The organism is Saccharothrix longispora (assembly GCF_031455225.1).
GTDB classification, from domain to species: domain Bacteria; phylum Actinomycetota; class Actinomycetes; order Mycobacteriales; family Pseudonocardiaceae; genus Actinosynnema; species Actinosynnema longispora.
The window spans coordinates 3,231,687-3,244,396 of record NZ_JAVDSG010000001.1 but is presented as its reverse complement, the minus strand read 5'-3'; the positions used below and the strand labels follow the sequence as shown (position 1 = coordinate 3,244,396).

The 12,710-nt window shown below is 72.4% G+C and carries 12 protein-coding genes and 1 pseudogene; 6 read left to right on the top strand and 7 right to left on the bottom strand.

The window, feature by feature from the left end; translation table 11 throughout:
* Window positions 1-102: 102 nt before the first annotated feature.
* From J2S66_RS13180 to J2S66_RS13160, 5 genes and pseudogenes are all read right to left on the bottom strand, one after another.
* Complete coding sequence (locus tag J2S66_RS13180) at window positions 103-486, bottom strand: HPF/RaiA family ribosome-associated protein (RefSeq protein WP_310307280.1); 384 nt, start codon at window positions 484-486, stop codon at window positions 103-105.
* 47 nt (window positions 487-533) lie between these two features.
* Window positions 534-1,080: pseudogene (locus tag J2S66_RS13175) on the bottom strand (acyl-CoA desaturase); the annotation flags it as partial.
* 217 nt (window positions 1,081-1,297) lie between these two features.
* Window positions 1,298-2,434: a N(5)-(carboxyethyl)ornithine synthase gene (locus tag J2S66_RS13170; protein ID WP_310307278.1), complete on the bottom strand. Its 1,137-nt coding sequence runs from the start codon at window positions 2,432-2,434 to the stop codon at window positions 1,298-1,300.
* Window positions 2,435-2,795: 361 nt separating this feature from the next.
* A complete protein-coding gene (locus J2S66_RS13165; protein ID WP_510184967.1) occupies window positions 2,796-3,947 on the bottom strand; it encodes an NsdA family TPR-like regulatory protein in 1,152 nt (383 codons plus the stop codon).
* Window positions 3,948-3,957: 10 nt separating this feature from the next.
* Window positions 3,958-4,380, bottom strand: a complete 423-nt coding sequence (locus tag J2S66_RS13160; protein WP_310307276.1) for an STAS domain-containing protein — start codon at window positions 4,378-4,380, stop codon at window positions 3,958-3,960.
* A gap of 351 nt (window positions 4,381-4,731) precedes the next feature.
* Between J2S66_RS13160 and J2S66_RS13155 the strand changes: the two genes are divergently transcribed.
* Both J2S66_RS13155 and J2S66_RS13150 read left to right on the top strand, forming a co-directional pair.
* Window positions 4,732-5,460, top strand: a complete 729-nt coding sequence (locus J2S66_RS13155) for a GAF and ANTAR domain-containing protein (RefSeq protein WP_310307275.1) — start codon at window positions 4,732-4,734, stop codon at window positions 5,458-5,460.
* 51 nt (window positions 5,461-5,511) lie between these two features.
* Window positions 5,512-6,258: a GAF and ANTAR domain-containing protein gene (locus J2S66_RS13150; protein WP_310307273.1), complete on the top strand. Its 747-nt coding sequence runs from the start codon at window positions 5,512-5,514 to the stop codon at window positions 6,256-6,258.
* Window positions 6,259-6,300: 42 nt separating this feature from the next.
* Here J2S66_RS13150 and J2S66_RS13145 read toward each other — a convergent pair whose 3' ends face one another.
* Both J2S66_RS13145 and J2S66_RS13140 read right to left on the bottom strand, forming a co-directional pair.
* Complete coding sequence (locus J2S66_RS13145) at window positions 6,301-6,930, bottom strand: AfsR/SARP family transcriptional regulator (protein ID WP_310307272.1); 630 nt, start codon at window positions 6,928-6,930, stop codon at window positions 6,301-6,303.
* A 503-nt stretch (window positions 6,931-7,433) separates the two neighbouring features.
* Entirely contained in the window at window positions 7,434-7,901 is a 468-nt protein-coding gene (locus tag J2S66_RS13140) for a calcium-binding protein (RefSeq protein ID WP_310307270.1), read from the bottom strand.
* 479 nt (window positions 7,902-8,380) lie between these two features.
* Here J2S66_RS13140 and J2S66_RS13135 point away from each other — a divergent pair, with 479 nt between their 5' ends.
* The 4 genes from J2S66_RS13135 (at window position 8,381) to J2S66_RS13120 (ending at window position 12,698) form a co-directional block, all read left to right on the top strand.
* Window positions 8,381-9,148 (top strand): hypothetical protein, encoded by a 768-nt coding sequence (locus J2S66_RS13135; protein WP_310307269.1) that lies wholly within the window; start codon window positions 8,381-8,383, stop codon window positions 9,146-9,148.
* A 456-nt stretch (window positions 9,149-9,604) separates the two neighbouring features.
* Window positions 9,605-11,140 (top strand): HAL/PAL/TAL family ammonia-lyase, encoded by a 1,536-nt coding sequence (locus J2S66_RS13130; protein ID WP_310307268.1) that lies wholly within the window; start codon window positions 9,605-9,607, stop codon window positions 11,138-11,140.
* Window positions 11,137-12,027 carry a 3-methyl-L-tyrosine peroxygenase-related protein gene (locus J2S66_RS13125; RefSeq protein ID WP_310307267.1) on the top strand — a complete coding sequence of 297 codons (891 nt, stop codon included), beginning with the start codon at window positions 11,137-11,139 and terminating at the stop codon, window positions 12,025-12,027. Before J2S66_RS13130 ends, J2S66_RS13125 begins: the two co-directional genes overlap by 4 nt.
* On the top strand, window positions 12,024-12,698 hold the full coding sequence (locus J2S66_RS13120; protein ID WP_310307266.1) for an O-methyltransferase: 675 nt from the start codon (window positions 12,024-12,026) through the stop codon (window positions 12,696-12,698). Before J2S66_RS13125 ends, J2S66_RS13120 begins: the two co-directional genes overlap by 4 nt.
* The last annotated feature ends 12 nt before the right edge of the window (window positions 12,699-12,710 follow it).

The following is a 12,710-nucleotide window of genomic DNA, read 5'->3' as shown; positions in this document are numbered from 1 at the left end:
GTGGAATCCCGGTCGAGCCGGTGCCGAGGCGGGAGGGCTTCGGCGCACCGGCACGGCCGGAGCCGCGACGGTGCGCCGAGCGGAGACCGGCGGGGCCGTCGCCTACCCGAGTTCGGGCAACGTGGGCACCGACCTCAGCGCGCGGTTGTTGCGCGGTTCGGTGCGCGTCTTGGCCTCGTCGACCTGCCGGACCAACTCGGTGCGGACCTCGTTCAGCGCCGCGGAGAGATCGCGCTCCGAGGACGTGGCGACGAGGTGCAGGCGGGGGGTCCGGTTGATCCAGCACTCCAGGGTGACCCGTTGCTCGGCGCCGTCGCGGTCCTTCAGGCTGATCTCCAGGTCGACCTGGTCGTCCCGGAAGGACCGCAACCTCGAACCGAGCGCGACCAGGTGTTCCACGACCCAGTCGCGTTCGGGGGCGAGGAACCCGGTGCCCAGGTGGAGGCGCTGGTCGATGGTGACTTCGCCTTCGGGGGTGTCCTGCATGTGCTGTCAGTCCTCCGTGGAGTGCCGTCGTGATCGGGGTGTCGCGGTCAGGGGGTGGGAGTCTTGAGGTCGCGGGCCGGCCGTTCCGACCTCGGCCGGCGGACCGTGGTGGCCCAGCCGAGCTCCTCGAAGACCCGGATCAGCCGTGCGGAGACGTCGACCTGGCCGCGTCGGACACCGTGGCGCGCGCAGGTGGGGTCGGCGTGGTGGGAGTTGTGCCAGGACTCGCCCATCGACAGGATCGCCCATCGACAGGAGCGCCGGCGGCCGGAAGTCGGCGGACCTGTCGCGTGCCGCGAACGGTCGGTCGCCGATCGTGTGGCAGATCGAGTTCACCGACCAGGTGACGTGGTGCAGCACGGCGACGCGCAGCAGGCCGGCCCGGAAGAAGGCGGTCGGCGCGCCCGACGAGCTCCACGTGATCAGCCCTCCGGCGAGCGCGGGTGCGAGCAGGGGCACGGCGGTCAGCGCGGGGAACCAGCGGTTGACGCGCCGGATGTCGTCGTCGGCGAGCAGGTCGGGGCCGAAGCGGGCGGCGTTCGTCAGTTCCCGCTGGAACACCCAGCCCATGCGGGCGTGCCAGAAACCCTTGGCCGGCACGGGCTGCGCCTCGGCATCGACCGGGGGTGCGTCCGACTGGACCTTCGCGATCACGTTCGTCCCTCCGGAAACGGAATTCGTCCTCCGTCGCCGGGATCCGGGGCGATCGGTGTGATTCGTCGAGCGCCGGACGACCTCGTCAGGTCGTCACCCGGATGGGGTACCCGCGAGGGCGCGGTGGAAACCGGCGTGGTGGTCCCGGTGGTCGGGCTCAGCCGCGGACGTGCGGGTACTCCGGTGAGCGGTGCTGGAACGAGAGGATGCCGGGGTTCAGGATGGTTCCCCCGCGGATCTCGACGGCACGCCGGATCACCTCGCTGGAGTCCCAGTCGCCGGTGAGGACCGGACGCAGGTGCGGGAGCAGCGCTTCGCTGATCTCCCAGGTCGCCGAGTTCCACAGGTACGACGGGCTGTGGTCCACGCCGTAGTAGCGCACGTGGTCGCCCACCGTGAAGTCCGGTTGTGCGAACGAGGTGGGCCGCGCCCACTCGAAGCCCATGCCCGCGTCGCAGGAGACGTCGACGATCAGGGTTCCCGGGGCCAGCGCGGGCAGGTCGTCGTCGACGAGGAACATCAGCGGCGCGTCGGGGTCTTGGAGCACGCAGTTGACGATGACGTCGTGCTCCGCGAGGAACCCCGCCAGCGGAACGCGGCCGGTGTCCGTGGTGACCTGGCTGCGTCGCGGGTCGGCGTCGTCGTGGCCGAAGTGGCTGATCCGCGCGGAGTGGATCGGCGAGCCGACCTCCGCGACCCGGCGGTTGGTGAGGACGTCGACGTCGTGCACGCCGTGCGCGTTGAGGGCGGTCACGGCGCCCCGCGCGGTCGCGCCGAAGCCGATCACGACGGCGCGCAGCCGACGGCCGTAGTCGCCGGTCGAGCCGATCCGCTGCAAGGCGTGCAGCACCGAGCAGTAGCCGGCGAGCTCGTTGTTCTTGTGGAAGACGTGCAGGGCGAACGAGCCGTCGGGGTTCCAGTGGTTCATCGCCTCGAAGGCGATGAGGGTCAGCCGCCGGTCGATGGCCAGCTGGGTCAGCTCCGCGTCCTGGACGCAGTGCGGCCAGCCCCACAGCACCTGCCCTTCCCGCAGTTCCGCGACGTCCTCGGCGAGCGGCTTGGGCAGCAGGACGACGTCGCACTCGGCGATGAGCTCCTCGCGCGAGCGCAACCCGGCGACGGACGTCGCGAGCTGCTCGTCGGAGACGCCGAAGCGCTCCCCGTAGCCGTGTTCGAGGTGGATGCGACCGCGGAGGTCCGCGTCGATCCGGTCCAGGTGCAGCGGGTGGAGGGGGAGCCGGAGCTCGTCCTCCTTGCGGGACGTCGCGATGACCCCGAGGCTGAGCTGATCCACATGTGTCCTGTTCGTCGGCGGTTGAGGACCGCGTGCTCGCGGCAGACGTGCCGCGGGGCCGCCATCGGCCGGTCGGAGCCGGCGATCGAGTGCCCTCGGTACGTCATCGCCGTCCTCGGGGCGCGCGATGTGGCCGGATGGCATTCGACCGCCTCGCCGGACGCGGAAATCCGGGGTCGTGCGGCGGACCGACGGTGCCAAGGAAAACGTCGCCTTCCGGTTCGATGCTACACGTACGACATGGCGTGCGTTCGAATCCCGCGTGGACTCCGCGGTCCGCGAAATACTTCCCGGGGATCGACTGGGCATTGTGCGCCCGGTTCTCCGGGCGAAACGTGAATCGGCCTCTTCCTCCCGGTGGTCACCGGTCCGGGAAGCCCGCGGCCGACCACCCGGTGGCGGTGCCGGCGGGGCGGAACCGGTCGATCCGCTCCGCCAGCGCGCGGGCGCCCCGGTGGGCGGGTCGCCCGCGCGCCGCGTCCAGCAACGGGCGCAACCGCGCGGTGGTGCGCGCCGACACCAGCACTTGGCACAGGTCGACGGCGTCCTCGCCCAGTCGTGTGCCGCGGTCGACCTGGCCGTCCAGCAGGTGGCAGGCGGCGAGGGGGACCAGGCTGAACGCCCGGCTGCGCGCCATGTCCGCCGTGAAGCCGTCCACCGCCCCGGTGAGCAGCCGGACCGCTTCACCGACCGCGAGCGGGTCTCCGGTCCGCGCCAGTTCCGCGTGGACCACGCCGCCGATCGCCGAGAGCTCGACGCCGGTGAAGAAGGCCGCCCAGCCCGGTACCGGGTCGCCCTGCGCTCGCGCGTGGTGATCCGCCGCTTCGGCCAGCAGCGCGGCCGCTCGCCGCGCGGAGCCCATCTGGGCGTGCGCCCACGCCTGGTTCGCGGCGACGACGGCTCGCGCGAGCGCCGAACCGCTTGCCCGGGCCGCCCGCTCGGCGGTCCGGAACTCGGCCTCGGCCGACCTCGGGGCACCGTGGTGCAGGTGGACCCGTCCCAACCGGTAGTGGACGTTCGACACGAGGGCCTGGTCGCCGTTCGTCTCGGACAGCGCCAACGCCGTCCGGAAGTGTCGGAGCGCCTCGCCGGTCCGGCCGGTGTCGAAGCACACCCAGCCCGCCAGGTTGTGCAGGTCCGCGACCGCGGTGCGGAGCGCATGGCCGACCCGCTCGGTGGAGGCGAGGGGCAGCAGCGCGAGGGCCATCGGCAGCCGCGCGACGACCTCGTCCGCGCAACGGCCTCCACCGTGCCGGTGGTCGAGCGCCCGCAGCTGTGCCGTGCACGCCTCCAACGCGACGACGTCCGCCGCCCCCACGTGCCGCCGCACCACCTGGAGGCGGTCGTCCACGGGGCGGTCGGGCGTCGCGTGGGCGTCGTGCCTGGGGTCGAGCATCGCGGACCTCCGGGAAGCCGGGTGACGTGGCGGTCCGCCGAGGTCCGGAGCGAATTCGCGTGTTGCGCCATGCTCCCACGGAACGGTCGAGCGGACGGCGGACGTCGCCGACGTCAGCGGGGCCCGGTCAGGGGTCTGCCCGCACCGGCACTCCTTCGACGTGCGGATACACGGCGAACACGAGGTCCAGGCCGGTGGCGGACAGCGGCAACAGCACGCGGCGGGTGCGGGCCACGACGCAGAACCCCACTCCCGCCAGCCCCGCCGCGGCCAGGGCATCGACCAGGACGCCGAGACCGGTCGCGCCGAAGAAGCGCACCTCACCGAGGTCGACCACCAGGTCCGGGCCTCCGAGGCGGATCTGCCCCACGAGGAGGTCGCGCAGGCGTGGAGCGGTCGCCAGATCCACCTCGCCGGTCACCGCGCACACGAGGGTGGAGGGCGACAACGGCTCCACCGCGGCCGTGAAGACGTGGGCGGCTGGGTGGCCGGGCGACGGCAGAACGACCACGGGCGACGATCGATCTGCGTTTCGGACGACGACACCCATGGAAATTCCCTCACCACGATCCGGCGTCCGCGAGGTCTGGGCGGCGAGAGTTCAGGGGGCGAGCATACGGTTGGACCGCGTCGCGGCACAAGGCCGCGTCAAACGCGTTTCGGTGGAATGTTGGCGGAGCCGGTTTCCGCCGGCCGGCGGTCGTGGAATTCCATCGCGATTCTTCGGGTGAATTCCGGTGTGGTGTGGTGGGCGGTTGGACGCGCATCCGGGTGACAGCGCCGTCGACCGGTGTGCCGACCGATGACCGGGGCCACCGGTACGTAGAGTGAGCTGATCGCGGCACCGAGGTGCGGCGGTGTTCGGGTCGTGCCGTGCGGCCGGGTGACCGGGAGGGTTCGGATGGCCCGATACACCACCAGTCGGTTGGTGCTGGTGAGCCGCTGGATCGCGGAGAAGGCCGCCGAACTGGACGCGCCCGCCTCGGTCGGCACCCTCTGCCGGACGGCGGTCGCGCGGTTGGGCGTGAGCGGCGTCGTGCTGACCGTGGACACCTCCGGCTGGCCGGAGATCCGGTGCGCCACGGACGTCCTGGGGGAGCGGTTGACCGAGTTGCAGGTGACGGTGGGGGAAGGGCCGGCCGTGGACGTCTGGAGCGGGGGCGGCCCGGCGCTCGTCTCCGACCTCGACGCCCCGTCCGGCCAGGCCCGGTGGCCGGTGTTCACCCCACTGGCCGTCGAGGCCGGGGCGGCGTCGCTCTTCGCCCTGCCGCTGTGCGTCGGCGCGATCCGGGTCGGGGTCCTGCTGCTGTACCGGGTCGAGGCGGGTCACCTCGACGCCGCGGCGCTGTCCGACTCCTTGGCGTTCGCGGAACTGGCGCTGCGCCTGCTGCTGGACGAGCAGGCGGGCCTGGGCGCGGACAGCGGGGCCGACGGGGACGTGCTCCCGCTGCACAACCCGCGGGTGCACCAGGCCACCGGGATGGTCGCGGCGCAGTTGGACGTGGGCATGGCGGACGCGTTCGCCCACCTGCGCGCGCGGGCGTTCGCCGAGCAGGTGCCGCTGGGCGACCTGGCGGCGGACGTGGTGGCGCGCCGGCGCCGGTTCCACAGGGACGGGAGAGGACCGTGACAACGGGCGAGACGCGACCGCGCTCTGAACACACCAGTGGAGGTGGCTGTGATGGACGGTGACCGTCTCGTCGAGACGTTCGTCGGGTTGGCCGACACCCTGGTCGACGACTTCGACGTCATCGACTTCCTGCACATGCTCGTGGACCGGTGCGTCGAACTCCTCGACGTCGATGCCGCGGGACTGCTGCTGGCCGACCAGCGGGGCCGGTTGCAGCTGATCGCGTCGTCCAACGAGCAGGTCCGGCTGCTGGAGCTCTTCCAGCTCCAGAACGACGAGGGGCCGTGCCTCGACGCGTTCGCGGCGGGCGTCAGGGTGGGGCACCCCGACCTGGCCAACGCGGGTCGGCAGTGGCCGAGGTTCACCGCTGCGGCCACCGACGCGGGGTTCGCGGCCGTGGACGCCGTGCCCATGCGGCTGCGCAGTGAGGTGATCGGCGCGCTCAACCTCTTCCGCGACCAAGCGGGCGAGCTGGACGCCGTCGCGCTGCGGACGGCCACGGCGCTGGTCGACATCGCCACCATCGGCCTGCTGCAACACCGCTCGATCCACCACCACCAGGTGCTCACCGAGCAGTTGCAGGCCGCGCTGAACAGCCGGGTGATCGTCGAGCAGGCCAAGGGGCTGGTCGCCGAACGCCTCGGGGTCGACATGGACACCGCCTTCGCCGCGCTGCGCGGCCACGCCCGCGGGCACAACCTCAAGCTCAGCCACGTCGCCCGCGGGGTCATCGCGGGCGACATCGACACCGCGGAACTGCTCGGCACGACCACCACGTCCAAGCCGGTCCGACGCTGAGGCGGAGCCGAGGAACCCGGTGGAGCGCCGGCTCGCCGCCGATCAGCCGCGGGGTGGCCCCGCGTGGCCCCCGACCAGCTCCCGGAGCCCCGGAGTGGGCACGAGGCCCAAGTCCGTGCGCAGGAGGCGGCTGAACCGGTCGAACGCGTGCACCGCCTCCGACTGGTTGCCCTCGGCCAGGTGGACGCGGATGAGGGCGGCCTGGGCGCTCTCCCGTAGCGGGTCGGCCCGGACGACCACCCCCGCTGCCGCCGTGGCGTGACCGAAACGCCTCGCCTCGACCAGGCCGTCCACCACCGCCTCCAACGCGTGGAGCCGGAGTTGGCGCCAGTCCTCGGCCTCGCTCAGGACCCAGTCGTCGTACCAGAGCGGCAGCAGTTCCGACGACAGCGTCGCGACCGCCGCCGCGCCCAGGTCCGCCGCCGCGTGCGGACCGTCGTCGAGCAGGCGGTGGGCGAGCGCCTGGGCGGCGTGCAGGTCGACCGAGACGCCGGGCGCGAGTTCCAGGCTGGACGGGGTGACCAGCAGTGCCTCCCGGCAGGTGCGGTTCATCCGGGTCAGCGCGGACCGCAGTGCCGCGTAGGCGTGGCCCTCGGTCGCACCCGCCCACAGGGAGCCCGCCACGAGCAGTCGCCCCACCGGTCGGTGCCGCATCGCCATGAACGCCAGCAACCGCTCCGCTCCTCCGGAAGCGGGGACGGCGCCGGTTCCCCCCGTGAGCCGAAACCCGTCGAGGAGCGCGACGCGCAAACCCCCCTGGTCCCCGTGGGGCGTCGAGCGCACCTCCGGCGCCGCGAGCAGGGTCACGGTGTCGATGTCGTTTCGGCAAGATCCGGAAGAATGATCACGGAAAGCCCTTCGGGCTCGTCGAGCACTTCCTGCGCGGACTCGCGAATTCCCGTGCCGGAATCGGGCCGGCTGTGGCCCGACCGTCGACCGGAATCCGCTCGCCCACGTTACCAGCGCGTGGTCGGGGTGAAGGGCGCTGCGGGCAGTGGGTTTTCGCCACTGCGAATCCGTGGAACCCCCTGCGCGCGTTCGTGGTGGAGCGCTGTTCAAACCACCCGTTCGGTGCATGTTCGAATGTGCTCGACACGCGTAACGACCCGGTCCCCTCGCAGGGCCGGGTCGTCGTCCTGTCCTCACGCGTGCCGGGTCGTCCCGGCGGTGCGGTCCTACGACTCGCAACTGCTGCGCAGGTCCGGGGGCACGCCGACAGGGCCGCAGGAGTCGGTGTTGTCGCCGCCGTTGAGCGTGTCCTGGGCGAGGTCGGTGCCGGGACCCCTGAGCGTGTCGTTGCCCGCGGAGCCGTTGAGCGTGTCCGTGCCGAGGTCGCCGTTGAGGATGTCGTTGCCCACCCCGCCGGTGAGCGTGTCGTCGCCGGCGCCGCCGTTGAGCGTGTCGATGTAGGCGGTGCCGGTGACGGTGTCGTTGCCGCCGTTGCCGTGGACGGTCTTGCCGGGGTTCGCGCTGGTGCAGTCGATCGTGTCGTTCCCGCCGGACCCGAACACCGCGGTGTCCGTCTGGGTCACGTTGGGGCCGATCGTGCACGGAACCGCTGCCGAGGCGCTGCCGGCCCCCGCGAAACCACCCATGACCATGATGCCCGCGGCCAGGATCGGGTAGATCTTTCGACTTCGCACTGGGTCCTCCGTTTCATCACCGGAATTCGGATGACCACACCGTGTTCCGCTCGGCGTCACCGACGCGTGACGTTGCCCGGACATCGGCCGGACATCCGCGGTCGCCTTTCGTCGAACCCTCAGTCCGTACCGCCATACGGGCGACTGCGCTATCGGCCGATCCGCCGAAGGTGTAGGTTGGGAATCGTTACCCCGGACCCCGGTGGCGCAGCACCTCCCATTGATCACGGAGGTGGATCGCAAGCCGGGGTCTTTTGCACGGGTCTACACCACCGGCTCGTTCGAATCGCACGGGTGCGCGGACGTCGTCCGCATCTTCTCCGCACCGGTGTGCCACTCGGGCCACCCTCCACTGTGCTCCAGGAAATGACATCGTCATGCGCCGTACCCGTACGATCGTCCAATCCCTGTTAGGCGTCACCGTCGTGGCAGGGGGCCTGGTCGCCCTTCCCTCCGTGGCGCAGGCCATCACCATTCCCGTGGCGTGCAGTGCGAACGCCTTGGTCGCGGCGGTCAACCTGGCCAATTCCACGCCCACCTCGGACACCCTCGTCCTGGCCGGGGGTTGCACGTACCGCATGACCGCCGCCCACGGCGGCGCGTCGAACGCGCTGCCGGTGATCACCACCCCGATCGAGATGATCGGCCCGGCCACCGTCACCAACGCCTCGCTGCTGGGGCTGGGACTGTTCCGGATCGCCGAGGTCGGCCCGACGGGCAGCCTCACCCTGACCACAGGCGTGGCGTTCACCCGGGGCAACGTCCTGGGCGACGGCGGCGGCATCCTCAACCGCGGCGCGGTCACCCTGACCGGCAGCACCCTGACCGGCAACACCGCCTCGGGCGACGGCGGCGGCCTCGCCAACGCCGACACGCCCTCCGGCACCGCGCCCGCCGCCACGTTCACCAACAGCCCGGTCTCCGGCAACACCACCCTGCTCGGCGACGGCGGCGGCATCTACAACGGCCTGCGCGGCACGCTGACCGTCACCGGCGTCACCGGCAGCCCCCTGTTCGTCACCGGCAACAGCGCCGGCCGCGGCGGAGGCATCTCCGCGATCAACTCCACCGCCACGACCCTGACCCAGACCGCCGTGACCAACAACCACGCGCTGCTGGCCCTGGGCAACGCCGGTGGGGTCTACCGCCGAGGCGGCACCATGACCACCACCAACGCCCCCATCACCGCCAACACCGCCAACAACTGCGTCGGCAGCGTCCCCGCGGTCCCCAACTGCACCGGCTGACCACGTCCGGTGCCGCGGGCGCCGTCCTCTTCCCCGCTCGGTGTCCGACACCGGCAACGACCGGCACGACCCCCGCCGCGCCGCGGCGGGGGTCGTGCCGCGTCCGCCGGCCGCCACGCCCGTCGGCAACCGCCGCCACGCGGTCCGCGAAAAAGGCGTGAACTGCCGGTGACAATCGGGCGATGAATCGTAAAATATTTCGCCCCGGAGGGCGGGGGTGTCGGCCCGCGCATTCGTACGGATCTCCCACGAGTGGCGTTGATCACCTGCTGTTGCCATTTTCGTTACCGTTCCTCAGTCTGCTCTGCTGCACGGTTTGTGCAGCTGGGAGGCGTGGAAATGTGCTGTCCGACTCCTTTCGGTGACGTGCGTCGGGTGTTAGTCTTCCGTGCAGCCTGATTCCCGACCTCTGCGGAAGTCATTTCACCTCCTCTTTCTCCAGTTCGGGGAAGTACCATGACGCTGGCCTCCGGCCTTTTCACGCTCACCTCGACCGACCCCCTCACCCCCGCATCGCTCGAAGCCGCCGCCCGTCCCGTGGACGTCGTCGTGACCCCGGATACCGAGCACCGGGTGGCGCGCGGGCGCGCCTTCGTCGACCGGTGCCTCGCCGACGGCCGACCGGTCTACGGCGCCACGACGGGGTTCGGGCCCCTGGTCGTCTTCGACGGTCGTGCCGACGACGAGGACCAGTGCGACAACGCGTTGCAGCACCTGACCGCCGGTCAGGGGCCCGACCTGCCCGAAGAGGTGGTGCGGGCCGCCGTGCTGGTGCGGTTCCGGTCGCTGTCGCACGGCCTGTCCGGTGTCTCGACCGCCGTGTTCCACGGGCTGCGGAACATGCTGGCCACCTCGTTCACCCCGGCGGTGCCGGAGTTCGGCTCGGTGGGGGCCAGCGGTGACCTCGTTCCGCTCGCGCACGTCGTGCAGGCGCTGCGCGGAGTCGGTCACGCCTACGTCGACGGCGTGCGGATGCCCGCGGCGGAGGCGTTGGCGCTGGCCGGGCTCACCCCGCTGGCGCTCAGCGGCCGGGACGCGTTGTCGCTGGTCAACGGCACGTCGGTGACCACGGCAGCGGCCGGGCTCGCGGTGGCCTCGGCCCGTCGGTCGCTCGAGGTCGCGCTCGCGCTGAGCGCCCTGCTCACCGACCTGCTGGGCGCCGCGCCCGCGTTCCTGTCGCCGCACCTGCTCGCCGCGTTCGGCCACCCGGAGACCGCGTGGGCGGGGCGTCGGCTGGCGCACTGGCTGGAGGGCACCGTCCCCACCGGTGAGCGGTCGCTCCAGGAGCCCTACAGCGTGCGGTGCGTGCCGCAGCTGCTCGGCGCGGCGGGGTCCGCCCTGGACTGGGCGGAGCGGACCGTGCGGCACGACCTGGGCGGGGTCAGCGACAACCCGCTGTTCTTCGCCGACGAGGACCTGACCGCGCACGGCGGCAACTTCTTCGGCCAGCCGGCCGCGTTCGCCTCCGACACGCTGTCGATGGCGGTGACCCAGACCGGGAACCTCGCCGAGCGGCAGCTCGACCTGCTCATCGACCCGAACCGCAACGCCGGGCTGCCCGCGATGCTCACGCCGCACGCGGGCGCGCAGCACGGCGTGCAGGGGCTCCAGGTCGTCGCGACGTCGGTGGTGGTGGCGATGCGGCGGGCGTGCGTCCCCGCGAGCACGCAGAGCATCCCGACGAACCTGCACAACCAGGACGTCATCCCGTTCGGCACCCAGGCCGCGATCACCGCGCTGCGGCAGGCGAGGTCGCTGCGCGTGCTGCACGGCTGCCTGGGCGTGGCGCTGCGGCAGGCCGCCCACCTGCGCCCCGGCGGGGCGACCGCGCCCCGGTGCGCCGAGCTGGTGGACGCCCTGGCCGAGGTGGTCGAGCCCGTCGACCGCGACCGGCCGCTCGACGCCGACATCCGCGCCGCCGCCGACGCCCTCGACCGCTTCGTGGACGACCGGCTCGCCGACGCGGCGGCAGCGCCGGGGAACCCCGGATGAGCGCACCCGCCACCGAGGCGCCGCCGAGCGTCGCCGTCACCACCGGCGCTCCCGGCTCCGACCCGTTCGCCGAACCCGACCCGCTGCGCCTGCCCGCGCCCGACGCGCCCTTCACCGAGGGGGAGGCGTGCGCCGACCCGACCTGCTCGGCGCACGCCGACCCGACCCGGTCGCCGGTCGCGCCCCCGCGGTGGCCCGAGGTCGACCGGGACAGCGCGATCGGCTGGTACCGGTGGATCGTCGGTCACCACGTGGCGGTCTGCGCGTGGCGGTTGCTGCGCGAGCACCTGACCGCCGCACCGGACACCCGGAACCCGGCCGACGTGGTCGGGACCAGCGCGGTCGCCGCCGAGCTGTACGACGCGTATTCGGCGCTGCTGCTCTACTCCGGCAGCTGCTCGCCGGAGGTCTACGCCGAGGTCATCCGGGCCAGGATGAAGGCCCGGCACCCGGCGTTCAGCGGCACGTGGGCCCGCGACTACGAACACGTGACGTCACTGCTGGCGGCGTTCCGCCCCGTGGCCGACGACCGCCTCAGGCACGCGCTGAGGTTCAACCGGGTCGTCCACATGGGGATCGGCAGGCGCCTCGTCCCCGAGGGCAGGTCGCTGCTGCGCGAGGCCGGCGCCCACGTCGAGGACGTCACGGACGCGGACCGCGACCGCTTCGACGAGTTCTTCCTCATCGACCGCGTCGCCGTGTGCGCGCGCGGGTTCGCGGGGCAGACCACGGGGCGGCTCGACCTCGTCCTCGCCGACCTCGCCGGGCGCCCCGCGGACGTCGACTACGGCGACGACCGCGTCAACGCCTTCCAAGGCGACCTGGCGGCCCCGCTGGAACGCCTCCGCGACCTCGCCCGACCGGCCCCACGAAGGGACAGGCCATGACCGCGTCACCCACGGCGGAAGCCCCGAAGTCGGTGGCGCTCACCGACGAGGTGCTCACCTACGTCCAGGACCAGGTGGTGCTCTCGGACGCCCAGCGCGACCTGGTCGAGCGCACCCGCGAACTCGGCGGCGTGGCGGAGATGCAGATCCCGTCCGCGCAGGGCGCGCTGCTGACCCTGCTCGCCCGCACCGTGCGGGCGCAGACGATCGTCGAGGTCGGCACCTTCACCGGCTACTCGACCCTGGCGCTGGCCCAGGGCCTGCTACCGGGCGGCCAGGTGCTGACCTGCGACCTGTCCGCCGAGTGGACCGGCATCGCGCGAGGGGCGTGGGAGGCCGCCGGGGTCGCCGACCGCATCCGGGTCGAACTCGGCCCGGCCGCCGACACCCTGCGCCGGATTCCCGACGAACCCGTGGTCGACCTGGTGTTCATCGACGCCGACAAGGCCGGCTACGTCGAGTACTGGGAGCTGCTGGTGCCGCGCGTGCGGCCGGGCGGGCTGCTGCTGGCCGACAACGTGCTCTACGCCGGGGAGGCCGCGTCCCCGGACGCGACCGGCAACGCCAAGGCCATCCGCGACTTCAACGCCCACGTGCTGGCCGACGACCGCGTCGAGTCCGTGCTGCTGACCGTCTCCGACGGCCTGACCATCGCCCGCAAGAAGTCCTGACCCCTTCGGAGG

What these genes read in the sequence shown, in the direction of transcription:
- J2S66_RS13180 (WP_310307280.1), bottom strand. Translation starts at nt 486, where the DNA reads ATGCAGGACACCCCCGAAGGCGAAGTCACCATCGACCAGCGCCTCCAC.
- J2S66_RS13160 (WP_310307276.1), bottom strand. Translation starts at nt 4,380, where the DNA reads ATGGGTGTCGTCGTCCGAAACGCAGATCGATCGTCGCCCGTGGTCGTT.
- J2S66_RS13155 (WP_310307275.1), top strand. Translation starts at nt 4,732, where the DNA reads ATGGCCCGATACACCACCAGTCGGTTGGTGCTGGTGAGCCGCTGGATC.
- J2S66_RS13150 (WP_310307273.1), top strand. Translation starts at nt 5,512, where the DNA reads ATGGACGGTGACCGTCTCGTCGAGACGTTCGTCGGGTTGGCCGACACC.
- J2S66_RS13130 (WP_310307268.1), top strand. Translation starts at nt 9,605, where the DNA reads ATGACGCTGGCCTCCGGCCTTTTCACGCTCACCTCGACCGACCCCCTC.
- J2S66_RS13125 (WP_310307267.1), top strand. Translation starts at nt 11,137, where the DNA reads ATGAGCGCACCCGCCACCGAGGCGCCGCCGAGCGTCGCCGTCACCACC.
- J2S66_RS13120 (WP_310307266.1), top strand. Translation starts at nt 12,024, where the DNA reads ATGACCGCGTCACCCACGGCGGAAGCCCCGAAGTCGGTGGCGCTCACC.